At 56.6% G+C, this 24,666-nt stretch carries 15 protein-coding genes and 1 pseudogene; 8 read left to right on the top strand and 8 right to left on the bottom strand.

Going from position 1 to position 24,666, the window contains the following annotated elements:
• The 3 genes and pseudogenes from CI603_RS03605 to CI603_RS03595 all read right to left on the bottom strand — a co-directional run.
• Window positions 1-1,236: pseudogene (locus CI603_RS03605) on the bottom strand (hypothetical protein); the annotation flags it as partial.
• Between the two features lie 521 nt (window positions 1,237-1,757).
• Window positions 1,758-3,191 carry a DHA2 family efflux MFS transporter permease subunit gene (locus tag CI603_RS03600; RefSeq protein WP_121913074.1) on the bottom strand — a complete coding sequence of 478 codons (1,434 nt, stop codon included), beginning with the start codon at window positions 3,189-3,191 and terminating at the stop codon, window positions 1,758-1,760.
• A 63-nt stretch (window positions 3,192-3,254) separates the two neighbouring features.
• Window positions 3,255-3,704, bottom strand: coding sequence for a MarR family winged helix-turn-helix transcriptional regulator (locus CI603_RS03595; protein WP_183122228.1), 450 nt, complete (start codon window positions 3,702-3,704; stop codon window positions 3,255-3,257).
• Window positions 3,705-4,306: 602 nt separating this feature from the next.
• On the opposite strand from CI603_RS03595, the gene CI603_RS03590 reads away from it, so the two are divergent.
• The gene (locus CI603_RS03590) at window positions 4,307-4,744 is read left to right on the top strand and encodes a MarR family winged helix-turn-helix transcriptional regulator (protein WP_121913072.1); all 438 of its coding nucleotides are present in this window, start codon (window positions 4,307-4,309) and stop codon (window positions 4,742-4,744) included.
• Window positions 4,741-7,017, top strand: coding sequence for an ATP-binding cassette domain-containing protein (locus CI603_RS03585; protein WP_121913071.1), 2,277 nt, complete (start codon window positions 4,741-4,743; stop codon window positions 7,015-7,017). The genes CI603_RS03590 and CI603_RS03585 overlap by 4 nt, the downstream gene beginning before the upstream one ends.
• A gap of 1 nt (window position 7,018) precedes the next feature.
• On the opposite strand, the gene CI603_RS03580 is transcribed toward CI603_RS03585, so the two are convergent.
• Window positions 7,019-7,789 (bottom strand): GNAT family N-acetyltransferase, encoded by a 771-nt coding sequence (locus CI603_RS03580; protein WP_121913070.1) that lies wholly within the window; start codon window positions 7,787-7,789, stop codon window positions 7,019-7,021.
• Window positions 7,790-8,132: 343 nt separating this feature from the next.
• Here CI603_RS03580 and CI603_RS03575 point away from each other — a divergent pair, with 343 nt between their 5' ends.
• Window positions 8,133-8,753, top strand: coding sequence for an isochorismatase family protein (locus tag CI603_RS03575; RefSeq protein WP_121913069.1), 621 nt, complete (start codon window positions 8,133-8,135; stop codon window positions 8,751-8,753).
• 18 nt (window positions 8,754-8,771) lie between these two features.
• On the opposite strand, the gene CI603_RS03570 is transcribed toward CI603_RS03575, so the two are convergent.
• A complete protein-coding gene (locus tag CI603_RS03570) occupies window positions 8,772-9,518 on the bottom strand; it encodes an SDR family oxidoreductase (RefSeq protein ID WP_121913068.1) in 747 nt (248 codons plus the stop codon).
• A gap of 453 nt (window positions 9,519-9,971) precedes the next feature.
• Here CI603_RS03570 and CI603_RS03565 point away from each other — a divergent pair, with 453 nt between their 5' ends.
• The 3 genes from CI603_RS03565 to CI603_RS03555 all read left to right on the top strand — a co-directional run bounded on the left by CI603_RS03565 (window position 9,972) and on the right by CI603_RS03555 (window position 12,938).
• Window positions 9,972-11,297 carry an MFS transporter gene (locus tag CI603_RS03565; protein WP_121913067.1) on the top strand — a complete coding sequence of 442 codons (1,326 nt, stop codon included), beginning with the start codon at window positions 9,972-9,974 and terminating at the stop codon, window positions 11,295-11,297.
• Between the two features lie 422 nt (window positions 11,298-11,719).
• Window positions 11,720-12,460: an SDR family oxidoreductase gene (locus CI603_RS03560; RefSeq protein WP_121913066.1), complete on the top strand. Its 741-nt coding sequence runs from the start codon at window positions 11,720-11,722 to the stop codon at window positions 12,458-12,460.
• Between the two features lie 112 nt (window positions 12,461-12,572).
• The gene (locus CI603_RS03555) at window positions 12,573-12,938 is read left to right on the top strand and encodes a TIGR02328 family protein (RefSeq protein ID WP_121913065.1); all 366 of its coding nucleotides are present in this window, start codon (window positions 12,573-12,575) and stop codon (window positions 12,936-12,938) included.
• 132 nt (window positions 12,939-13,070) lie between these two features.
• Here the strand turns inward: CI603_RS03555 and CI603_RS03550 are convergent, their stop codons facing one another.
• Entirely contained in the window at window positions 13,071-14,321 is a 1,251-nt protein-coding gene (locus CI603_RS03550) for an MFS transporter (protein ID WP_121913064.1), read from the bottom strand.
• A 203-nt stretch (window positions 14,322-14,524) separates the two neighbouring features.
• Between CI603_RS03550 and CI603_RS03545 the strand changes: the two genes are divergently transcribed.
• Together CI603_RS03545 and CI603_RS03540 are read left to right on the top strand one after the other, a co-directional pair.
• Complete coding sequence (locus CI603_RS03545) at window positions 14,525-19,399, top strand: Spy0128 family protein (protein ID WP_121913063.1); 4,875 nt, start codon at window positions 14,525-14,527, stop codon at window positions 19,397-19,399.
• 236 nt (window positions 19,400-19,635) lie between these two features.
• Complete coding sequence (locus CI603_RS03540; RefSeq protein WP_015021278.1) at window positions 19,636-20,052, top strand: hypothetical protein; 417 nt, start codon at window positions 19,636-19,638, stop codon at window positions 20,050-20,052.
• 82 nt (window positions 20,053-20,134) lie between these two features.
• Here CI603_RS03540 and CI603_RS03535 read toward each other — a convergent pair whose 3' ends face one another.
• Window positions 20,135-20,905: an MIP/aquaporin family protein gene (locus CI603_RS03535; protein WP_046322340.1), complete on the bottom strand. Its 771-nt coding sequence runs from the start codon at window positions 20,903-20,905 to the stop codon at window positions 20,135-20,137.
• A gap of 254 nt (window positions 20,906-21,159) precedes the next feature.
• Window positions 21,160-24,654 carry an SNF2-related protein gene (locus tag CI603_RS03530; protein WP_121913062.1) on the bottom strand — a complete coding sequence of 1,165 codons (3,495 nt, stop codon included), beginning with the start codon at window positions 24,652-24,654 and terminating at the stop codon, window positions 21,160-21,162.
• Window positions 24,655-24,666 lie beyond the last annotated feature (12 nt).

Here is a 24,666-nt window from a genome sequence, read left to right as displayed (position 1 = left end):
GCCTATTGCGAAAACAAGACGAGTCACACCTACGTAGTTGACTCTCAGCAAGAACTCCTTGCCGGCAAGCACCTTGCCTTTCGTAAACCCGACCAATGCAGCCCGAATAGCAGCATCCGCCAGATCCACCGCAGTAAAAGTGGCCGAGGCAATGGATACCATGCGAACGACTCTGGAATTATTGAATGGAAGAATTCGGTCCATGTCCAGCTGCGTCAAATCGGACAAAGAGCGGACCTCATTATCTTTCATCTCCAGATAAAAATGATGAAGAAAATAGCAGCCCCGCGTCAAGCATTCATTCAGCAACACTGGAAGCGCCTGGCGCCCCAGTTCATGCACGATTCCGATTTCAGTTCGCAGGTTAAACCTACGAGGCACTTTACGACCTTCATCATCCACTTGTGCAAATAAGGTCCCATTGAACATCTTGGAAATGAATTTGCGTGCCCCCATGCCAGAATCCATGGCATTTTCAAACACGGGCAAGGCGGACAATTCCTTAATAATAGAGAGCAAAGGTCCAGGTATCCCCGTGCCCTGACCGGGATTCGAACTTGACCCTGCCATGTCTGACGCCATGTGCAAGAACCACCGCACTGTGCCTAAGAACAGCCTTTCGCAGAAATTATCACCGATCAGTCCTTCCTTAAACCATTGTTCTTCCACCGGGATTGCAATGAAATCTCCGTACTGATTGGTGCCGTATACCTTTCCGGTAAATTGAGTGAGTATCGAGAACACCAATCCTTCAAGGGAGAAGTGGTGAGAAAAGTCCCTGAGATGATGTTGCAAACCGCCGCCAAATTCGGCTGTGTACTTATCGCCAACAAAAGGATATTCATCTTCTAGGAATTGAATGGCATCACGCAGGGACTCTCCTTTAAAACCAGAATGCTGCTTTGCCACCCAAACCACGAATTCATTGACTTTCTCCGAGCCCCACTCGTTCGCCCTATCCAGAGAGAACTTGCCAACAAAAATCGAATCGCATAAACCAGCAACCACTCCACAAGCTGCAGCTATCTTGTAATCAAGCTGCGCGTCATCTTGCACATGGTCAGATGCAGCATCTTCTTCAATGGATTCCACGTAGATTCCATCACCAAAATCTCCGGTCGCTTTAGCAACGCTAATTCCAGCCTCTATACCTTTGTCGTTCGCAAGCTCCAACGAATACTCAACAGAAACCAACTCGCTGGCGTGCCGTGGCGAAAGCTCCAACTCCCTTGTCATCCGTCCCTCTCCTTCCACAGTGCGCACAGGAACAAAGCAATAATAGCCAGAATAAAACAGCAAATGGAGTGCCCGCAAACAGTCAACCAGCGCTTTTCTCGTCCTTGTCGAATTTCTGGCTTCGTCCTGCACGATAGTCGTTTTCTGCGTCCGCAACATTGTCTAGCTCGATGGATTCCAGTATCTCCTATGGCTAGAGCTTTCCCGGCTGGTGTTGGCCTGCGCTCGGGAAGCAGTTTGGATAAGAAAGGCTGTAAATGCTGGATAAGGTAATTTCTCTATTATCATCGTCGCTTATGCATGGGTATCTAGGGCATGCAATAAATTTCTCAATCCTTGTATCGACCGGCAGCGAAGGTTCACTTTGCCAATCTAGAATCCTGCTCGCCTTATGCAGTTGGCGTTTCCGACAGTTTCAAGTATCAAATTATGACCCATGCATGTATCCCTCTGCTCGTTGGCATTATGAACCAATCGCTGTCAGCAATGGCCCCTGCTTTGAAAGCGAAAAGATATCTTTCTTACTCATTCTCAGTTTTATGCCGCTTAAGGAAAAGCGAGGCACACAGGCCGATTAGGGCTACGAGCATAAGGAAGATGAAGGCCGATTGGTAGCCCTGGTCGAGAGCCTGGGCTGGCGTGGCTCCGCTGAGACTGCCGCGCTGAGCGCCGATGGTGACAATCATCATGGCTGCGGCCGTACCCAGCGAGCCGCCCACCTGGCGGACAGTCGAGGCAGCCGCGTTGCCATGAGCCGCAAGTTCCAGCGGCAGGGCGTTAATGCCCTCGGTGAAGGTGGTCATCATCACCAGCGCCACCCCGACCAGGCGCAAGGCATAACAGCCGGCGATCAAGATCAGACTGGTGGCGGTGTCAAACCATATCATCGGCAAGGTGCCAGCCAGCAGCACCATGTACCCCAAAAGGGAAATATTCCTCGCCCCGATTCTTTGGTAGATCATTCCGGAGAGAGGGTTGAATATGCCCATGACAATGGCTCCCGGCAACATGACCAGACCAGAGGTGAGCGCGCTTGATCCACGCGTGTTCTGCAAATAGAGAGGAAGGACCAGCTCCACACCGACCATGGCGATGTTGCTCAGGGTGCTCAGCAGGCTGGTCAGGTTGAAGGTAGCGTTCATGAAGACTCGCAAATTCACCAACGGGGACTCCACGTGCAACTGACGCCGACAGAACAGGACCACCACCAGCAAGCCAGCCAGAAGCAATCCCAGGTCAAATGCCGATGCGCCCCCCTCGGCACCAATAGCGGATAGCGCATAAAGCAGAAGCCCAAAGCCCAAGCAGGAATATATTACGGAAAGCACGTCCAGACGGGTTCTCACCTGGTCGTTGACCGTGTAGACCAAGAAGAACGATGCCCCCAGGATCGCGGCGCTCAAGGCAGCAAGCAGAACGAACAGAGCCCTCCAGGACCAGTGCTCCAGAATAAACCCGGAGAGCGTGGGTCCCACCGTGGGGCCCAAAGCCACCACCAGGCCCACCACGCCTAGGGCTACGCCGCGCCTATCCGGAGGGAAAAGCAACAGCACCACGTTCTGAATAAAAGGCATCAGCGACCCTGCGGCCAAGGCCTGAATGATTCTGCCGATCAGCAGCAGGACAAAATGTCCTCCAGAAAAAATACAGACAAGGGAGCCCGCCAGAAAGGTCACCATCATAGCGATGAAAGTGTGCCTTGACCGAAAGTTGGAAAACACCCAGGCTGAAACAGGGATCATCAGCCCCACCACCAGCAGATAGGCGGTACTCAGCCACTGAGCGGTGGCTTGGGAAACATGGAACTCCGCCATAATGGTGGGAAGAGCATTGTTAAGGAAGGTCTCTGCCATCAAAGCAAGGAATGCTCCAGCCAGAAGCGTGCCCATCATTGCAGTGCGATTTTCCCCACCTCCGCCTTGGCCACGCTCCCCTTTGCTGCCATCCTTATACATGCCGCATCCTCTCCGTTCTTCACCGGCTCGGTCCGAAGCCTGCGTGATCCTACTAGAAGCAGGTCAGGATTCCATATTTCTAATGATCCGTTCCAGGTAGCTGACCAGCCGTCTGCTCTCCTGCTCATCGAACCCTTTCAAGGCAAGCTTGCCCGTGGCCTCCAATGCATGCCGGATCTCGACCTGATGGGCGTTCAGCTCCTTGCGTGCATGTCCGGTAAGCTCAAGAACCATCTGACGTCGGTCATCAGTCTGTGGCTTTGCCGTCAGCCATCCTGCCTTGACCAGCCGTTTGACAACTCCCCGAACCGTGGGATGGCTCAAACGGAACCTGTCGCCCACCGTCTTCTGCGTCACCTCCAGGCCATCATGCTCATACAGGTAATAGACCATGACGAATTGGGGACCAGTCAGATTGGGAAAGATGTTCCGCACACACTCATTCATGTGCTTTTCCAGCAGGGTGTTGGCTATTTTGACCAGCCCCTCTGGCCGCTTCTCCGAGAGCTCCAAAAGATACCGCCTCTCTAAAATGTAGCATGCTACATTATTAGCGAAGAAAGACATGCTGTCAAATCAAGGAAATACAAACACTCGCCCAACAATGTTCTTGATACATGGAAACTCGAGCAAAAGAGCCATGGCTCAGCCTCTCCGACCTGTAAACATGCAGGCTTATGTAGAACCTAGGTATCAGGATCGTCGTACTTCATAGCCGACTAGCTAAGCAATACTGATATGCCGATAAGTCGATACCTCATTTCACTACTGCTGTCAACAAATCACAGACCTTTAATCAGTACGCTTCCCTCACCTTTGGACGACCGATATGGAGAATCGCCGAACCGCATCAAGGAATCTACCAGGCAGGTGCACGCCTATTTTCATGCATGAGCCCTTGCAAGCAACAATGGCTACAGGGAAGAGGTCCTTAGCACCAAAAGGTCCGGCTGAGCGGTCGATGAAACATCTTGCTAAATTGCAACAAAACAAGGCAAATATTAATCCTCCAGCGACCTGACTTCACCGGTCCGATACAGTCAGACAAGCACGAAGCCGGGGCACAGGTAACTACCTGAGCAATAGATAATTTCCAATATGATATAATTTCCATTATGAAATCAAATAAATCCTCTTCCCTTTATAACGCTCTCATGTATCTGCAGTGCGAATTCGTAGCAGAGCGCAACAGGGTCAACCCGGGAAACATCACCTGGCAACAGTTCGACATCCTCACCATTCTGCGCACAGGAGCGTCCACGCCCTCACAGATTGGCCAACGACTCGGCATGAGCCGATCCAAGGTTTCCAAGAACCTGAGTACGCTGCGCGATCTCGGATACATCAGGCAGACGCCCGATACTCGTGACCGGCGAGAGCTGGAGACCAGCCTGACCCAGGATGGCCGAGACATGCTCAGCATCATTGATCAACAGCATAAGACCCTCGAGGAGGATGCCCGACAGGTCTGGTCCGAAGACGAGCAGGAAGAATTCACCGCTCTTGCCAACAGACTCATTGCCAAGCTGCGCCAGGAGCGGGTCACCCAATGAGGACAGAATCGATCCTTATTGATCGGGCCTCCACACACAACCTCAAGCAGGTCTCGCTGTCCATACCCAAGCGGGACATCACCGTGGTCACCGGCCTGTCGGGTTCAGGAAAGTCGTCTCTCGTGTTTTCCACACTGGCAGCCGAGTCACAGCGCATGATCAACCGCAGTTACAGTTCCTACATTCAGCAGCTTCTGCCCAAGTATGAGCCTGCTGAAGTCGCCCGGATCGACAACCTGCCCTTCTCCATTGTCGTCACCCAGAAGCAGCTCTCAGGCAATGCCCGCTCAACTGTAGGTACCTACACCGATATCTACACCGCCCTGCGCCTGCTCTTCTCCCGTACTGCCCAGCCCTTCATCGGGTACTCCATGACGTATTCCTTCAACAATCCTGCGGGGATGTGTCCGACCTGTCAGGGCCTGGGAACTGTGCGCAGTCTAGTGCTGGATCACCTGCTCAACATGGATCTCTCGCTGAACCAAGGAGCCATCAACTTCCCCACCTTCCAGCCGGGCGGTTGGAGACTGACCAGGTATACGGATTCAGGCTACTTTGACAACGATCTGCCCCTGCGGGAGTGGACCAGCAGCGACCTCGACTTCCTGCTATATGGCAAAAAGCAAAAACCAGCACATCCTGACGCCAACTGGCACAAGACGGCCATGTATGAGGGGTTGGTGCCTCGGATCACCAAGACCTTCATCAACCAGAACGGTGACAAGTACCAGCATGAGCTGGAGGAGGTTACGCGAATCACCCAGTGCCCCGACTGCCAAGGGGCCAGGGTCAACGCCAAGGTGCGGTCAGCCAAGATCGAGGGACTGAACATAGCTGACTGCTCCGCCATGAGCGTTGCTGACCTGCAGGACTGGCTGGGGAAGATTCATGACGATCAGACCGAGACCATTCTGCAGGACCTAAAGCGCAAGATAGCTAACCTGATAACGGTTGGTCTGGGTTACCTGAGTCTACAGCGTGGCACATCTACGCTTTCCGGAGGAGAGGCACAGCGTCTGAAAATCGCCAACTGCCTGAACAGCCCCTTGAATAACGTTCTCTACATCTTTGACGAACCAAGTGTTGGGCTACATCCCCATGACCTGACCGGGATCAAGAAAATCTTCAAGGGCTTACGGGACAAGGGCAATACGGTGGTAATCGTGGATCATGACCCCGAGCTCATCGCTATTGCAGACCATATCGTCGACATGGGGCCAGGAGCAGGCAGAGAAGGAGGACGGATCGTCTTCGAAGGGAGCTATCAGTCTCTGCTGGAAAGCGACACAGCCACGGGCAAAGCCCTATCAAATCCAGGCACCGTGAACGACCCGGCGGCACCATCGCATGGCTTCTACGCGATAGACAAGGTCACTGCCCACAACGTCAGAGAAGCCCACGCCAAGATACCCAGGCATATGCTGACTGTGGTGACCGGTGTGGCCGGATCAGGCAAAAGCACCCTGATCAAGGCAGGCTTCATGGCTCAGCATGATGCCATACTCCTGGATCAGAAGCCGATCAAGGCCAGTGGGCGCTCCAACCTGTTGACCTACTTGGGCGTTTTCGACCCGCTGCGCAAGGCCTTCGCCAAGGCCACAGGTGAATCCCCGTCACTCTTCTCATTCAACGCTGCCGGAGCCTGCCCTGTTTGCAAGGGCAAGGGAATTGTCACTCTTGATATTGCCTACATGGGCGATGCCAGCACTGTCTGCGAAAGCTGCCATGGAACCAGATATTCAGCACAGTCCCTGTCTGCCAAATATCATGGTCACAGCATCGCCCAAGCGCTGAAACTGACTGCCAGCGAGGCTATGCACCAATATCGTACGGTGCTGGGGCCAGCTATGAAGGCCCTGGAGGATGTCGGCCTGTCTTACCTATCCGTTGGACAGGCCCTCGATACGCTCTCGGGCGGTGAGTTGCAACGTCTCAAGCTGGCCAAGCTGCTCAAGGATGGGATTCATGAAACCCTGATTTTGGATGAGCCTACCAGTGGCCTGCACGAATCCAATATCCTGCAGCAGATTGCGCTGCTGCGTAAACTCATCGCAAACAAAGGACTCACTATCATCGCCATAGAACATAACCTGCGCTTCATCGGTCAGGCCGACTGGGTGATTGATATGGGCCCAGGAGCCGGGAGCGCGGGTGGCAAGGTGCTGTTTGAAGGGACTCCGCTTGCACTGATGCGTCGAAATGACACTCCCACAGCCCAAGCCATGAATGCCTATTTTGGCCTTATCAAGGATGCAGCAGTGCAACAGCAATAGTTCAGCAATCCTGCAGACGGCGCTTCTGCCTGCCATCCTGATCGAAATTGTCATCATCCAGCCAGGTCTCCAACCGCTCTTTCACTGTTGGCCATTCACTATCCAATATGGAAAACCAATCCGTATCCCGAGTCCGACCCTTGTAGACCATGTCGTTTCTGAACCGGCCTTCAGCCTTGAACCCCAGCCTCAGCGCCGCCGACCGTGAGGGCGCGTTGAGGCTGTCGCACTTCCACTCATATCGGCGATAGCCCAAGTCCTCGAAGACATGCCGAGCCATCAGATATTGGGCCTCGGTAGCCTGCCTGCTTCTCTGCAACTCCCTGGTATAGATAACGTGGCCCATCTCGACGCTTCCCATGTCAGGCCTTATCCGATGCAAGGCATACATGCCCAACAGATCCGACGAATCATGAAGCTTGACATGCCCGTGTATATCCTCATCCTTCCCACCTGCAGACTGACCGACACCAAGGTCAGGCACAGACGGATTGCGGAGAATAGCAAAGAAGAGAGGATCCCGGCTTGCAATCATAGATGCGAATCCTGAGTCGAATGCTGGTCTATCAGGATAGAGGTCGTGAGTGCTATAGGTCATGATGGATTGGTCGCATTCTGGACCGAAAATCCGCTCATAAAAGGCATCACCTTGGTTTTCGCCCAAGGGCACCACCAGAACGGTTCTGCCAGTCAACTTGACGGGCTCCGGCACCATGGCCCCGACAAACGAAATCGCATCTCCAATAGGTTGCCCAAACTCATTGATCCTCATACCCGTATCCCCTACCTTTGAACAATGCTCACTCCGTCGTCGCACGGAAGAGGCAGGCCCGGAAGCACCGACCATAACTCCGTACAATCCTGGCACTTATGCTACCAAGCAAACACCTCAAAAGACCGCATGGATCCGCCTTACACAGCCACGGTTAATCACCCTTGCTACCCCCTTTCTTGTCCACAAGGTGCTGATTCGCCGCCATATTTGTCCACATGCACTAATGCAGAAGGACCGACGCATCAGCGAGAATTAGACTGATACCTAAGAGGAATGCTCAAGGAACATCAACTGGTATTTTCTCTGCCTACCGTCAGCATCGACCAAGGGAGTGATTACTATGTCCAAGGCTTTGATCGTCGTGGATGTTCAACCGACCTTCTGCGAAGGAGGTGAACTGGGAGTCGATGGAGGCAACGCCACAGCCGACAAAATCGCCGACTATGTCCACGACCACGCCAAGGACTATGCCTACATGGCCACCACCCAGGATTGGCACATCGAACCCGGATCCCATTGGTCCGATCACCCGGATTTTGTGGATACCTGGCCCAAGCACGGCGTGGCCGGATCGTCCGGGGCGGAGCTTCATCACAGTATTCGGGAGCTGAGCATCACCCATCACTTCAAAAAGGGCCAATATTCTGCCGCCTACTCCGGATTCGAAGGCATCGAAGACAACACTGATCGGATCCAGAGCAGGGAGGAATTCGCTGCCGCCAAGTCATCTGGAGTCACCTTGGCCGACGCACTGGCGCAAGCAGGAGTCGACCAGGTGGATGTAGTCGGCATCGCCGAATCCCATTGCGTCAAGGAGACGGCCTTGGATGCCGCAAAGCTGGGTTACCAGGTCACGGTCTTCGAGGATCTGACTGTCCCGGTCAGCGAGGATCAGGGCGTTGAGGCTCGAAAGGCCATGGCACAAGCCGGCATTCGTCTTCTTTCCTCCAGTGGCGACTAAAGGCAGCGGCGGAGGAATTCACCAGGGCTGAATGGTGGGGCCTACGGTGAATTCCGACACATTGGTATCCTCAGGCTGATCAATGGCAAAGGCCACCACCTGAGCCACCCGTTCGGGATCGATCTGATAGCTGTCGTAGGTCTTGTTCATATCAGCCAGGGTCTGCTGGTCTGTGATGGTGTCCAGCAACTCGGTTCGAATAGCTGCCGGGTAAATGGTAGAGGTGCGAATATGGGTCCCCTCCTGGGCAGACTCCATCCTGAGCACTTCCATCAGATCACGCAGACCCCATTTGGTCGCCCCATAGACTGCTCCTTCCGGATAGGCCTTGAGCCCAGCCACCGAAGAGGTGGCGATGAACTGCCCGTGACGCTGCCCGATGAACTCCGGCAGGGCCGCAGCAATGCCGTACAGTGCGCCTTTGAGGTTAACGTCAATAGTCCGATCCCACTCGTCCACATGCAGAGCCGACAAGGGAGAGTTAGGCATGAGCCCGGCGTTGAGGAACACCACGTCCACTCCGCCGAACTGCTTCTTGGCGAAAGCCACAAAGTCCTCATTAGCCTGCCTATCAGTAACGTCCAGAGCCATGGAGGCCGCCTGGCCACCCGCCTGAACGATGTCGTCGACGATTGTATCCAGCCGATCCTTGCGGCGAGCGCCCAGCACCACCTTGGCCCCTCGCTGCGCCAACAGCCTCGCTGTGGCTTCCCCGATGCCCGACGAAGCTCCGGTGATCAGCACTGTCTTATCTGCAACTGTCATAGTCCCGCCTTTCCTAGTTGTTCAGTCGGCCTGATGGTACAACCTCGAGTCGCTGGAGGTGCAAGTCTTTACTACAACCAGGTCCACATCGACAACTGTGACCAGATGCGTGGTACAGGGCTGAATCTTTTGAGAAGGGCAAATCAGTCAGGACGGCACCGGCATGGGCATATGGAAAATCGACGCAGTAATCTACGAAGAAATGCGGCTGCCAGCCAAAAGTGGGCTCGATCGCCCCATTGCAAGAGGTAAAACGGCAGTGTCGCAAAACTACTTAATCTGCATCGTCGTAATCTGCATTGTAACGATAGGTGAGGGTTAAATATTGAACTATGATTAGTCCTTGAATTTCCCATAGTGGACATTCAGAGCAGACGAGCCACAGATCGATGGGAGCATACAAACCAAGCATCAGTTGGCTAGCCACGATCCCCTAAGAGGAAGGTCGCAGTCATGTCGACCACACCGACACAGCCCTCATCACGAAAACAGACTGTTTATCCCTACCTGATCGTGCTGTCGGGCATTGTCTTCACGGCCATCCCCGTATCGCTTGTATGCAGTTGCGCCGGTATCTTCTTCACTCCTGTCAGCAACTACTTTCATGTTCCTAAGGCTGCATTTACGGGGTATTTCAGCATATTCAGCGTCACCATGGTCATCTTCCTGCCGGTGGCAGGATGGTTGATGCACCGCTATGATCTGCGCATCGTCCTGACGGCGAGCACCATTCTTGCCGGACTCGGTTGCCTTGGCATGTCCCGATCATCCGCCATGTGGCAGTTTTACCTATGCGGAGTGGTTCTGGGAATCGGCATGCCACCCATCCTCTATCTGTCAGTGCCCACACTCATCAACGCCTGGTTCCGCAAAAGGGTCGGGTTCTTCATCGGCCTGTGCATGGCCTTCACCGGCATAGGCGGCGTGATCTTCAACCAGATAGGCACCATGATCATCAGATCCGCCCCTGACGGATGGCGGCGGGGATACCTGGTCTTTGCCATTCTGATTCTGGTGGTCACCCTGCCTTTCACCATCTTCGTCATTCGCGGCACGCCCGAGCAGATAGGTTTGCTCCCTTATGGCGCCACCGACCAGGAGCCTGCTGCAGCTGAGGCTGCGTCCAACAGCCCAAACACCGGAAGTAAAGACGTAAAGAGTCCAGAGCCTGTCACGTCGACTGTTGGCATGACCGCTTCCCAGGCCTTGCGTTCCCCTGCCTTCTGGGCGCTGGCACTCTTCTGCGGCCTGATCACCATGAATCAGACCATCTACCAGTTCCTGCCCTCCTATGCGGCATCCCTGCCATCCATGGCGGCCTACACGGGCCTGATCGCTTCCTCCTGCATGGCCGGCCAGGCTATCGGCAAGGTCATCCTGGGCATGGTCAACGACGGCAGCATCGTAGGCGGGCTCTGCCTGGGCATCGGCGGCGGCGTTCTCGGCGTCTGCCTCATGGTCGCCTTCCCCGGATTACCTGCGCTCCTCCTGCTGGGAGCCTTCGCCTTCGGCCTGGTCTACGCATGCACTACAGTGCAGACGCCCATTCTGGTTACGGCAGTCTTCGGCTCGCATGACTACACCAACATTTACGCCCGCATTCAGATGGTGGGCTCCCTGGCTTCGGCCTTCGCGGCTCTCTTCTGGGGAGCCATCGCCGACCTGCCCCACGGCTACATCATCATGTTCGGTCTGAGCATCCTGATCATGGTTGCAGCCTTGTTCCTGGGCATTATCCCACTGAAGGGCACGCACAAGTCAGCTAATCAAACCAACTGACCGAACCTTGCAACCAGCAGCCTGCGCAACATTCCACCTTGCGTCATGAGCTGACAGGATGCGGCAGACTGCAGCTGCTACCACTTGGGCCACGTCACCGCTATAGAGCCATCGTATGCCGGGAAGAAAGCAGGGCCGGACAGCAATGACCGGATGCTCGTCACCATCACCAATCTCCGTCTTGACCGACCTATGGATCACGAGCTCTACCGCCATCTGCTCGACATCCGAACATACCCAGTCAGCAGAACAGGCGCACTGTTTCTGCGGGGAATTTACTGTAACCCCTGCAGAACTTTTAGCCCCTCATAGACAACTTCGGAGAACTAGCGGAACCAAGATAATCGGTACATCGGTCACCACCGTGGGCATGCCATCCCATAGGATGGAATATGACAGCACATCTCTATAAAGGAGTGGATATGACTGATCGACTACAAGGTAAGGTAGCCATCATCACCGGAGGAACCGGTGGCATGGGCGTAGGCATCGCCGAATGCTTCGTCCGCGAGGGAGCCAAGGTGGCCCTTACCGATATCAAGGAAAGCGATGCTTCCCGCAGCTTCATGCAGAAGCACCCCGGGCAGGTCGTCTTCCACACCTTGGACGTGACGGATGAGGACCAGTGGGTCTCCACCATCGACACCGTTGAAAAGGAGTTGGGTCAGCTGACCACCGTGGTAAACAATGCCGGCATAGGCGGCAGCGGAGCCACTATGGACCAGGAAAGCTACGAGGACTGGAAAAAGGTCATCGCCATCAATCTGAACGGAACCTTCCTTGGCACCAAGCACGGCATGCGGGTCATGAAGGGCCGTGGCGGATCCGTTATTAACATCTCCTCCATTGAGGGCTTCGTAGGCCTGAGCGGAGCCGGAGCCTACAACGCCAGCAAGGGCGGCACCAGGCTGCTGACCAAGTCCGCGGCCCTGGATTCCGCCAACAACAACTATGGTGTTCGCATCAACTCGGTTCATCCCGGATTCATCAAGACCCCTCTGATCAGCCAGAGCCTTGAGGACAGGATGAGCAAGCTGACCCCCCTGGGCCACATCGGCGAGCCCCAAGACATCGGCGAGATCTGCGTCTATCTGGCCAGTGACGAATCCAAGTTCGCGCTGGGTGCCGAATTCGTTGTGGACGGTGGATTCATCGCCCAGTGAGCTATTCCGGCAAGGAATTGCCGGAACCCCTTCTTCTGCCAGTCCGCTTTACAGTAAGGCAAGTGGCTAGGCTGAAGGAGGGGTTCATTTATGGCCCCAACGAGGGGGCGTCATGCGACTGTGGCATCAGGATCTGATTCGACTGCTTCCCAGACAACAGCTGTTGGGTCAGCATCGGGAGATCACCGCGCTGCGGGGCCTGGGCTGGGGTAGAAGGCACGCCACTGTTGACTATGTCTTCCGCCACTGCCCATACAAGCTCTTTCAATTTCATCTGCTGGTCATGGCAACGATGCGCGAGCGCGGCTACCATCCTGATCCTGCCTGGTATGATCCGCTTTACCGCGGCAGACATTGCCCGCCCTATAAGGATCTGTCAGCAGTGCCATTGACGGACCCCATCTATCCTGAGCATGATGCAGCCTACCTGCAGGAGTGCTTGGAGAACCTGGCGGGGAAGGGCATCCATCTGTCCTAAGGCCGATCCTCAGGGCCGGTGCCGACTGACTGCTGTGGCCATAAAATTCGCTGACGTGTACGGCAATATTGGGGAAGGGCTGTTTGAATCCGAGTATCTGCCCAAAGAGTGCCCATCGCCAATCGAAGAGCATCATTCCCGAGTGAGTCTGGACACCTTGGGCACCAGGAGGGTGACCGCCGCCAGCAAGAGCGCCAGGGGGAGCAGGGCCGGCCTGACACCTGTGTGGTCGGCCAAAAATCCGATAGCCGGAGGAATGATCCAAGAGACCCCGTAGTAAGCAGTGGAGATGACCGAAGCGCGTTGAGCCGCCATGGCTGGATCCTTGGTTGCCAGAGTGGTGACGATGGGTACGCCCAGAGCTGCTCCGACACCCCAAATTCCAGTGCCCACGAGGCTGAGCACGAAAGAGGGCGAAAGAGCATAGACCAGGATGCCCAGAGCCGAGACCAGCAGGGTCAGGACCAGCGAGCGCATATTCCCCAGCCGCTCAATCAGATGCGTCCCCAGCAGCCTTGACACGATCATGGCTGCAGCGAAGATCGTGGGAGCGAGACCGGCTTGAGACTCGGGGACACCGAAGGAATCGACCAGACCGATCCCACTCCAGTCATTGACGGCACCCTCGCTGGCCTCCAGTGCCACGTTGATCAGGGCCAGGATGAGCACCAAGGCATCACCCCAGGCCGCCAACTGCCTGCTGAAGGCGGATGATCGTCCTGAATCAGCATGACGGTCCGAACGTTTGCCGTCAGCGTTGCCCTTGTAGTCCCCTAGAGGCCGAGCCGGGCAGAGCAGAACGCAAGCGGCCACCAGAGCTAGGCTGATCAGTGCATTGACCGCCAGATGCGCGCCTATGGGCACGCCCAGATGAGACAGGAGCGAGCCCAGACCCAAGGCAAGAAACATGCCCAGACTATATGAGGCATGGAAGCGCGGCATTATGGACCGGGAGGAGAATCGCTCCACTGCGCCGGCCTCAACAGTGTTGACCGTTCCCCAGAGGCTGATTCCCGCCGAATTGAAGAGCAGCCCCAAGATAACCCCCGGCACTGATCGCAAAGTGACGGCCAGGGCCGCGATCACCATACCCAGGCACCAGATCGAGGCTGCCAGCAGCATGGCCCGGCGCACGCCCAGCTGATCAGTCAACACTCCCGAAACTAGCATGCCGACCAGAGCGCCGCATCCGCCCAGGATAGTCATCAGAGCCAGGCCCGAAGGCTGCAGACCGAGACTGGCCTTGACGGTTGGCAGTCGAGAAATCCAGGCCGATGTACCAATACCCATGATGATGAAGAACCCATAAACGGCCAGCCGCTCGCGCATTCCGTGACCCGGAAAATCGGCAACCGAGAGCTCATGATGATCCCGTTCACTCATGCGAACCTCCCTGTTTTGTCCATGGTTGGCCCTTTTCTCCGGAGGCGCATATCAATCGGAATCATAGCCAAAGACTTTGTATACTAGCTCTACAAAACTAATATCGAATGACTCGAGAACCATCGTAGACAGTCGACCGGATGATCTGAAGGGGATGCCCGGCCCGACGCCCCTGGCGGTCGTCGGCGCTCAAAAGGAGAAACGTGGCAAAGGGTAATTTGAGTGAAAAAGTCCTGGCCGGCCTGATGGCTATGGCCATGTTGATACCCACCATGGCTATAGCAGATGGTGGGCAGACGGCTGGTGCACAGACCACCGCTTCCACATCAACATCCGCAACGACGCAAGCACAACAGACTGTGACAAACCAGGCATCATCCACGTCGATCCAAACCTCGACTCCAAAGTTAGACGCTGCCACGGCTGGAGCAGCCCAAACCACTCATAAATCGAAGTCAACTTCCCCGAACCAGGCCACGCCCATACAACCCAGCAGAAGGCCGACCGCCAAATCGGTAATCAAGGACACGCTGGACACCGACGACGCCGTGGTCACCACACTGTCCCAGGCCTCCCGCTCCACTGGCACGGCCCCTTTCGACAGCGACAACAACCCAGGCGACGACCACGATGCGGACAATGCCATAGTGCGCACTTTCGATAAGATGTCCTACACCTACTCTTTCGCCGTAAATACCCGCAGCGAGACAACCAGTTACCGCCGGGGCCGAATAGGCTTCCAATTCAAACTGAGCCAGCCTGAGGATCAGGTCACCTTTGATGTGGCTTCGATGGGCTGGGTGGACAATACGCAGGGATACGAGCCAAAGCAAACTACAGAGATCATCAACGGTCAGCCCACACAGGTGCTTACCGTTTACAGGCTGCTCGCTGCCACGCAGAATATGTCTACCGTCATTCCGGGATCCTCCAGCGTCACTCTGGTCCTCCGGGTCCGAAGCATGCCCAATGGCAGCAAATTCGCCCCAGAGATCCAGGCCTGGGGCGCTCCGGATGCCACCACCAAGACCGATCCTGCTTCAGCCACGTCCGATGAGATCACCGTATCGGCCAAGCTCAATCTGAACCTGCGAATCACTGGCGGAACCAATGAAGGCTCCGGCAACCAAACCTTCGATTTCAACACCCCAGCCGCCAGCAATTACCCCAACCATGAGCTGGGCAAGCGCAAGGGGATCATCAGCAAGTTCAACTGGGCCGTTGACATGCGTTGGCCCGATCGAACCAAGGGTCTCAAGGGTCTGGAGGTTCCCACTGGCCCCATAACCTTCTCCCTGTCGCTGAGCAATTTGTGGCAGACCGCCAGCGGAGATGCCTTCCCGAAAATAGAGGATCTGCAACCCTACTTCTGGGACATCGGCACCATCGATGGCGACTTCAACAACAGCGGGCGCAACACCGGCGATCAGGGCTGGAAACCCACTTTCAGCAACTATGGCTATGCCCGATCCACGGGTGGCGATGCCGGGAAGGACCGGGTCCAAGGCAATGGTCAATACACCGTGGCTGAACAGCGCAGCAGCCAGGGCCTTAGGCTGGACCTGACGTTGAAGGATTATAAAACCAACGACCCCTTCCCATACCTGGGGCATACCCATGCGCCAGGCACCAACTGCACCCCTGCCCTGGCCTCGACTGACTGCACGCGACAGGAAGTAGCCGAAATCTCCACTGGCTACCTATATGTCTTCAACCCCTCCACTGTCGGAGGCAAGGACGTGGCCAACTACTATGGACAGACCGGTCTCAGCCTGCAGAGCAAGGTCAATGACGGCAACCTGGGTGCGAAATCGCTATCAAACCAGTCTTTACCCCTTGCCTCTGACGCAACGGACACGTCAAACCAACCCGACCAGTCCGATGACATGTGGCACAACGTCATCTTCACGCTAGGCTCCGAAACATCAAAGGCAGGCATCAGCAACATCATTCAGTACAGTTGCATGACGGCTTCCAACTTTTTTGATAACGGCGTGGACTGCGGGTGGTGGAACGCTCCTGACAATCTACGGGGGACCGACTCAGCAGTCGCAGGGACCAAAGTGCGGGTAACGGCTGGCTTCAACTTCAAAACCAGCAAGGCCGATCTGCCTCTGCTGGGAATGTCCTTGGTCAAAATCGACCCAAAGGTAGTTGGACTGCCGGACTCCGACAGCTTGGATCTTCCCTGGGGCAATGGCATCTGGCAGAACGGCAAATACAACGATACAACGAGCGATAAAAACCCGTTGCTGGACCTGGTCATGTACGCCACCAAACCCGACGGGAAGGACTGGAAAAACGACACTGAGCAAGCCAATGCCGACATAGAGAATCTGAACTTCTACAGCACACAGGAGGAAGCAAAGAAGCATGGCACGGTTGTAGGCATGCTGCTGGGCGGGCGCACCGCCGCGCCCTCCAGGTTTGCCGAAGAGAATTCCCGATTCGGCTTCGGCGGATTTGTGATCAACGTCCTCCCCGACGCCAAAGTAGGTTCGGTAGCCCAGCTGACATCAGTGTCGCGCACCTTCACCCGCAGCCAATTAGCAGCTATGGCCGGGCTGAGCCCCGAGAACTCCAGCGATCAGGAATGGGAGAACTGGGCCGAGAAGCAGAACCCATACGATCTGGCCAAAATAAAATCTCCTGTCTTAACCACCCCCGTCGGAGGCTATACCAAGGCCCGCTATGATCAAATAAACGGTTACCTGGGCGGGGACACCGGCGGCAATGAACACGGGGACAGCCTCTATGTAGCCGGCGAAACCAACACCATCTCCAACGCCGTAGCACAAACAAGCACCAATTCCAAACCCAAAGACTATTTTGACATAGACAGCGATCAACGGTTCGTTGACTGGCGGCTAACCATCAACACCGGCACTTCAGCTTCCCAAGCCAACAAGGGCGCCAAAACCGAACTCTACATCACCGACAAACTACCAGCAAAGCTCCACTACATTCCCGGCAGCGCCCGATTGGGCGGCACATATACGGAAGCCACGCCTGAAATGGGCCACATAGAGGGCGGAACCGCCTGTGAGCCATCAGTGAGCACGGACTCCGAAACCGGAATCACCACTCTGTCCTGGACACTGACCAACATCCCTGTGGACGGCAACAACCGCATCATCCACTTCTCCACCTCCCTGGGCGACCTGACTGACCCCAGCAAAGACATCGGTCCCGACGAAAATCTGATGACCTCGGCCACAGTTCAGTCAAAACAGAATATGTCCCAGCCCAACACATACTTGAAGACTGCCGACTCCTTCACCATCCACGCTTGGCGGACCAACACCACCAGCCTTTCCACTTCGGCCGTACGGGATACCAATGAAGCCGGTGCACCAATCGGCTTCACCAACATGCTGAGCAGCACCGCAGGCAGTGGCAAGCAGCATCACTATGCCATCGACATCATGCCTTACAAACAGGCAAGCGGCAAACCCGACTTCCACGGGGAACCTACTTTTGCCGATATGAGCATAAAAGCTTCGGCGGGGGCTGGTCTGAGCGGAATCACCATCCGCTACACCACAGATTCTCGATGGCGGGTGAATGACACGAGTTCCATACAATCCCAGGATTACCTCTCTTGGAGCAAGGCTGACTTTGACCCAACAAGCGGCGAAGTGAAAATGCCTGGAAACGTGGTCGCCTGGGCCTTCATCATTGATGGGCAGCCCAACCAATTCCGCTATGACATCACTTTCCATATAAACCCCGGAAACAACTCCCCCGGCGACCTCTATCGGAATCGCTGGGGCAATGCACTGAACCAAATGCCTGCCCAGGCCATGGTTGTTCAACGTTCCATCAGTGGCATCGTATGGTACGACGTCAATGGGGACGGTGTCCGCTCTTCGGAAGATATTCTGCTTAAAGATGTCAAAGTGACCCTGATCAAGGACGGTACCAACGAGCCCGCCAAGTCGGTCGTCACCCCACATGATGTTCTGAGCACAAAATCTGATCCCCAGGGCAAGTACGAACTGACCAATATACCGGCAGGGAAATTCCACCTGCGCTTCGACCCCGCCCCGAACACGAACTGGACCCACCTGACTACAACAATCCAAAAGGCCAGCGGAGCCAGCCCGAGCGAAAACTCTTCAGCCAGCGGCGTGCTGGAGGACGGAACGCTGAAAGGCGCCGTCATCAACGATATTGGGTTCCAGAAGGCCGAGGACATGGTGGACGCAGCCAGCCAGTCCCTGGACTACAACAACTGCGGCCTAACGGGAACAATGGACACCGATGAAGTGTCTGCCGGAGTCAAAGTACGGATTCAAGGCAGGAACTGGCTTAGTACAGACTCCTTTACATTAACTGTTGAGCCCCTGGAAGGCGCACCCTCCACAGCGTTGCCCAGCCAAATCATCATAAACGCCGACAAGCAAAATACCCAGGTGCCCGTCAACGTGTATGCTTTGCCCCACGATGGCAGCTACAAGTATCGTATACACCAGGAAACCGGCTCCATTCCTGGCCTGACGTATGATCAGAGCGATGCAATCCTGACCATCACTTTGACAACCGATGCAACTGAGTTACATCGTACCGCCAAGGCGCAGTGGACTGACAGCAAGGGCATCAAGGTAGACACGGCGGTCTTCACCAACACCTACCAGACCAAGCCGGCCAAGCCCGACGACCCTGGCAACTCCGGCAACTCTGACTCTGGCAACACCGGCGACTCCAGCAACACCGGCAACTCTGGCAACCCTGGTAACACCGGCAACCCCGGCAACTCTGGCAACCCCGGCGACTCCGGCAACTCCAACAACTCCGGAGAGCATGACAAGCCGAATCCGCCGGTAGAACCGAGCAAGCCGGTCGAGTCCGATCATGCACCTAGCAAACCGGATCAAACCAGGAATAGCCAAAAACCAGTGCCAGGGAGCCAATCTTCTGATGACCAAGCGAAGTCCTCTTCGAATTCCCCATCACTAGCCGACTCCGGCTCAGATATAGTCATTCCTGCAGCTCTGGCTGTCGGCACTGCCGTTCTCGGCCTGGCGCTGATTGGCGCGCTTCGACATCGCAGGGATCAAGTTACCCAACTGCACTGATAGTTGCATACATGCAATCGCAACAAGGTCTGCTCAGCGTCAGAAACGAGCGCCTACGGCAAACCGCACGGTTCCTTACCCCTAGGGGCGGGCGAAATTTGATATTCTAGAAGGCGGAAGGAATCTTGCATCCAGGGGTCACCGTTGATGTTGGACGGTCATCCGAAAGGTCATGGCCCTGCATGGTCATGACGTTGATTGTCACACGTGCAGGCCGTCACACAGAAAGGTCAGTCATGGTAGACGATACAGTCATTGTTGTTGATACTTCCATGTTCGGAAAAGATGCCGCAGCGAAGACCGCCAAGGCCAACGAGGTTGCCCGCAAGTACGGCATCAGCGACGAAGCCCTCAAGAAGGTCGAGGATTACAAGAATCAGCTGAGCTACCACCAGGCATGGGACCTGCCTTTCCTGGGCTACGTGGACGAGGACGGCTATGGATATGCCTACGTACCCAACAAGGCTGTCGCAGCCGATGGCTGGGATGCCCACAAGGCTTTCCTGGACCTGCCCGATGATGCCCAGACGGCCTTCGCCATCCGCATGCTCTTCACCCATCGCGATGTCGACCGCCACGGTGCGGAGATGTTCCTTCACCACGGCCGCGGACTGACAGTCCGCTTCCAGGAGCCCACCTCAGCCAGCTACTGAGTTCGAGCTACCTAACTAACCCGACCCCCGGTCCTGTCGTAATAACCCCCTGACAGGATCAGGGGCTTTTCCATGCCGACGATCAAGGCAGAAGCCCCATCCAGGCAGGAGCCAGCACACCGATGCAGGCTCCAATGATCGGCCCGACAAAGGGTATCCAGGCGTAGCTCCAGTCCGCATCCTTCTTGCCGGACATGGGCAGAAGGCAGTATGCCAATCGTGCGGAAAAGTCACGTGCAGGATTCATGGCCGCACCAGAAACCCCACCCAAGGCCATAACCAGAACCGTGATGACCAGGGCCACACCCAGAGGCCCGACCTGCGTAGGAGTCCCCCCATTGAGGAAAACCCAGGAAACCAGTATGGCCGTGCCGATGGCCTCCGACGTCAGATTCCAGAAATTCGAACGTATGGCCGGCTTGGTGCAAAAAACCATGAGTTTGGTATCTGTATCGGTCGAAAGTTCGAAATGCTTGCGAGTGCCCAGGTAGCCCAGGCAGGAGCCAAAGAAAGCCCCAAGGAACTGGGCAAAAATGAAGATGGCCACATTGGCCATGGTGACCGGAATGCCGCCCTTGCCCATGGCCAGACCGTTCAAGGTCGCTTGTGGATCAATCCAGTGGCCGACCACCCTGGCCAGCGTCACTGCCGGATTCAGATGGCCGCCAGTTCTCCACCCCGCATATACGCCCACATAGACAGCAAGACCCCAGCCCAGCGATGCGTTGATCCAGTCGGAACGATAAGCCCCTGTCTTGGGGAGCGACCTGCTGGCGGCGACCATGACCGCGATGGCCATCATAAGGGCGGTGCCCATGAACTCTGAGCAGAACATCTGCACACCGCTGATCATGCTCTCTCCTTTAGCTTCCCGTAATCAAAGGAGCTGAAAAATGGCCAGGCTCCCATAACCCGAATAATCGACCGTTGCCAAATCGACAAGCCCGCAGTGGCACAACCGTCAATCTGCTCATACACATAGTCTTTCGATTTGACTACCGCATCAAGAATAACCGGAACCGTGGCCCGAGGACCTCGCCATCAATGATGGCAGCACATTCAAAATCGCTGAGTCTTAGTTTCGAGTAGATTCATGTCAGTACGGGATCAGCCCAGCAGAGCCAGGAGGTCCTTTCTGCTCAGCCTGGCCACGCTGGAGGCACCGGTGGAGGCGGCCGAATCGACAAAGCGCGATGCCAGGTCGCTCTTGCTGTGCTGCAGGTTGAGGATGCGTTCCTCGATGGTGTCCTTGGCTACGATCTGGTAGACGTTGACGTCCTGGGTCTGGCCGATCCGGTGGGCGCGGTCGTTGGCCTGCTCCTGGGCAGCGGCGTTCCACCAAGGGTCCGCATGAACCACCACACAGGCTCCGGTCAGGTTGAGCCCGGTGTTGCCGGCCTTCAGGGAGATCAGAAAAACCGGCGTGGCATCCCTATTGAACTGTTCCACCAGCTCCAGCCGACGCTTCTTGGATGTGGCGCCGGTGATCAGATCGTAGGGCACGTCCAGCCGACGGAGCCGTTGGGCTATCAGGTCCAGGTAGGAGGTGAACTGGGAGAAGATCAGCATCTTGCGCCCGGCATCCTGACAGGAGACCACCAAATCCTCGATGGCATCCAGTTTGGCTGAATCGCCCCGCCGGTCACGACCTTGATCCTGATAGACCAGACGCGGATCGCAGCAGACCTCCCGCAGCCTGGTCAGCTGGGCCAGGACCTGGATTTTGCCGACTTCGTACTCCTGGTCCCTTTCCTTGTTGAGCGTGGCCCTCAGCTCCTGCTCCAGAGCAGCATAGAGCTTGCGCTGACGACCTTGCAGGGGCACGCTGATCACGTTTTCGATTTTCTCGGGCAGATCCGTCAGCACCTGTGACTTGAGCCGTCGCAGAATGAAGGGTCCCACCAGGGCCTGAAGCCGGGACTGGGCATCCTGATCGCCGCTGAGTATGGGCATTTCGAAGCGGTCCCGGAACCGAGAGTAGGGGCCTAACATCCCGGGCATCAGGAAGTCGAAGATGCTCCAAAGCTCAGACAGCCGATTCTCGATGGGTGTACCGGTCAAGGCGAACCGGTGCAGGCTGTCCAGAGCGCGTACGGCCCGGGATGCCTTGGTGGCATGGTTCTTGATGTACTGGGCCTCATCCAAGACCAAGGCATACCAGGGCAGGCTCCGATACCGGTCTAGGTCCCGCCTAAGCAGGTCGTAAGAGGTAATCAGCAGGTCGTAGGATCTGGCCCGATCCAGCAGTGCCTGACGCTGGCTACGCCCACCGGCCAGGACCGCCACCCGCAAATCCGGCGTAAAACGACGGCACTCGGCCTCCCAGTTGTAGACCAAGGAGGCCGGACAGACAATCAGCGAAGGCCCTCGATCACTGGCCTGATCCTTACGGGAGAGCAGGTAAGCCAACATCTGTATGGTCTTGCCCAGGCCCATCTCATCGGCCAGGATGCCACCGAATCCGCGGTCGCTCAAGGTGCATAGCCAACGCAGCCCTTCTACCTGATAGGGTCTGAGTTGCCCGCGCAGCCCGTCGGGGACCTTGAACTCCTGAGGGTCAGGCTTGCGCTCCTTCAGGTAGTCGCGGAAGCTGGAATCGCGGTCCTGCTCGGGTACCAGCGCATCCAGGTAGCCGAGCTGGAATTCAGACACACGGACCGGCCCCTTGGCCAGATCAGCCGGGTCGATGCCCAGATCTTGGGCCAGGGTGTCCACAGCATCGGTATTCAGATCAGCCAACTCGACGAAAGCCCCATTGCGCAGACGATGGAAGCGCCGACGACGGCGATGGTCAGCCAGAATGGCGGCGGCCTCCTCGGGCCGTACCTCATCGGCGATGGGAGAGATCTCAACCAGACCAGAGCGCACCCGCACACCCACACGAATCTGCGGATGAGAGACGACGCTCAGTCCGTCGAAGGCCGGGGTGGAAAAAACCCGTCCCAGACTCTTGAGCACGGGCAGACCCTGTATCAGCAGGGTGTGGATGGCCTCCTCGTTCTCCTCGGGGATGCGGGCCAATCCCCCATCCATCAGGGGGAAATAGCGGCGGACCGTCTGCCGGGCCAGAGACTCGCTCTCCCGATCTCTGCCAGGTTCATCCTCCGAGCCGGGATCAGCGCCGACGGACACAAGACGATCTCCATAGCGGGCTTTGAGGTCACAACTGACCCCCTGCTGATCCCTGTCCAGGTAAAGCTCGATCCTGCAGGGCGGCCGTCGGCGGGCATCCAGCTCTTCAGGCAGTGTGGCGGAGAGCCCAGATCCTTCCTGGGCACCCTGATCCAAGTCAGGCAGGACAGTCCGGGCGAACAGGTCCAGGTCGTCGGCATCCAGATGCAGATCCCGATCCTCGCCAGGGCGGCAGAGGGTCTCCAGCAGGTCCCGATGACGCATGAAACGCGCGCTGCAACGGTGGATGACTGGTCCCGAATCCAGCCCTAAACCAGGCTGAGAGGGGCGCACGATAACGAAGGAATGGGCCTGGCCTACGATGAAGCGCTCCACGGCCAGGGCATGAGTGATCCGGTAGCCGTCCGCCTCCTTGCTGACTGCGATGCCAGGGTCCGGGTCTCCGCTGACCACGGGGGCAGGCATGGTCTGCAGGAAGGAGTCCTCAGGAGGCGTGTAGTCCAGGGTGAGCCCGGAATCCACAAACAGGTCGAGGATCTGCGCCACCTCATCGTCGCTGAGCCGAATCCCCGCCAATCCTGCACGCGTAAGACGGCGGCGCATGCCCCCCTCCTGTTCGGCCAGGCTGCGGCGGATGGCGCCAGCTCTCTCCAGGATGGTCAGCAGAGCCTGGGCCCGGTCATCAAAGGTGTCACGAGAATGGATGAAGGCCAGCCGCCGTCCGTATGACATGAATTCGCCCTGATCCACGGCGCGCAGCAGGGCCGGAAGGTCCTTGACCAAATAGGCGACCCCGTGGGAGGACAGGGTGATATGCAGACGGACAAGCCAGCCTCCGCGCTCGCTGGTCAGATCTGGGATCAGTCCGACTGAGCCGATGGGCAGGTGACGACCGCCGACCGGTCCGTTCTCCTGCTTGAGCAAGCTCAGCTGGCGGTCACGAAAGGCTTGCCGCCGCCGACCCTCCTGCCGGTGCATGTAGGCTGCCAAGGGTCCTGAGGTCGAGCGGGCGGACCGGGATCGACCATCGTCACCGGTCCAGTCATCCGATCCTGCAAAGACCTGGCTGGACTCGTTATAGGCCATGATCAGAGCGACTACATGCTTGCATGCAGGACCCTGGCGCCCAAAGGCCCGGCAAGTGCAGGAGGAGTCGATGACCCGATGGGCCTGCTCGTCCAGCCGAGCCTGAACCATGCAGTCGCCATCCGGCTGATAAGTGGCGGGCACACGTCCCTTGAGGACGGTCAAAGCCCCCAGGTGTCGCAGGCGCAAGTCTGTAAAGCGACGGTCATCCAGCAGTTGATGGGCACGGAAGTAGGCCTTGCCGCCCAATCGACGCAGAGCAGCGTCAGAGATGGTGTCCGGATCACCAAAGGTCCGCCCCTCCTCCTCATCACCCGGATCATAGAAGCCATGGCCTCCTGAACCACCGGCTCTTGACCCGTAGACCGCTGCATGCCAATCCACACGCACCCTCCT

The sequence above is a fragment of the Bifidobacterium sp. wkB338 genome (assembly GCF_003688325.1).
Taxonomy (GTDB): domain Bacteria; phylum Actinomycetota; class Actinomycetes; order Actinomycetales; family Bifidobacteriaceae; genus Bombiscardovia; species Bombiscardovia polysaccharolytica.
Note: the sequence above shows the minus strand (reverse complement) of the source record. Positions and strands in the feature narration are given on the sequence as shown.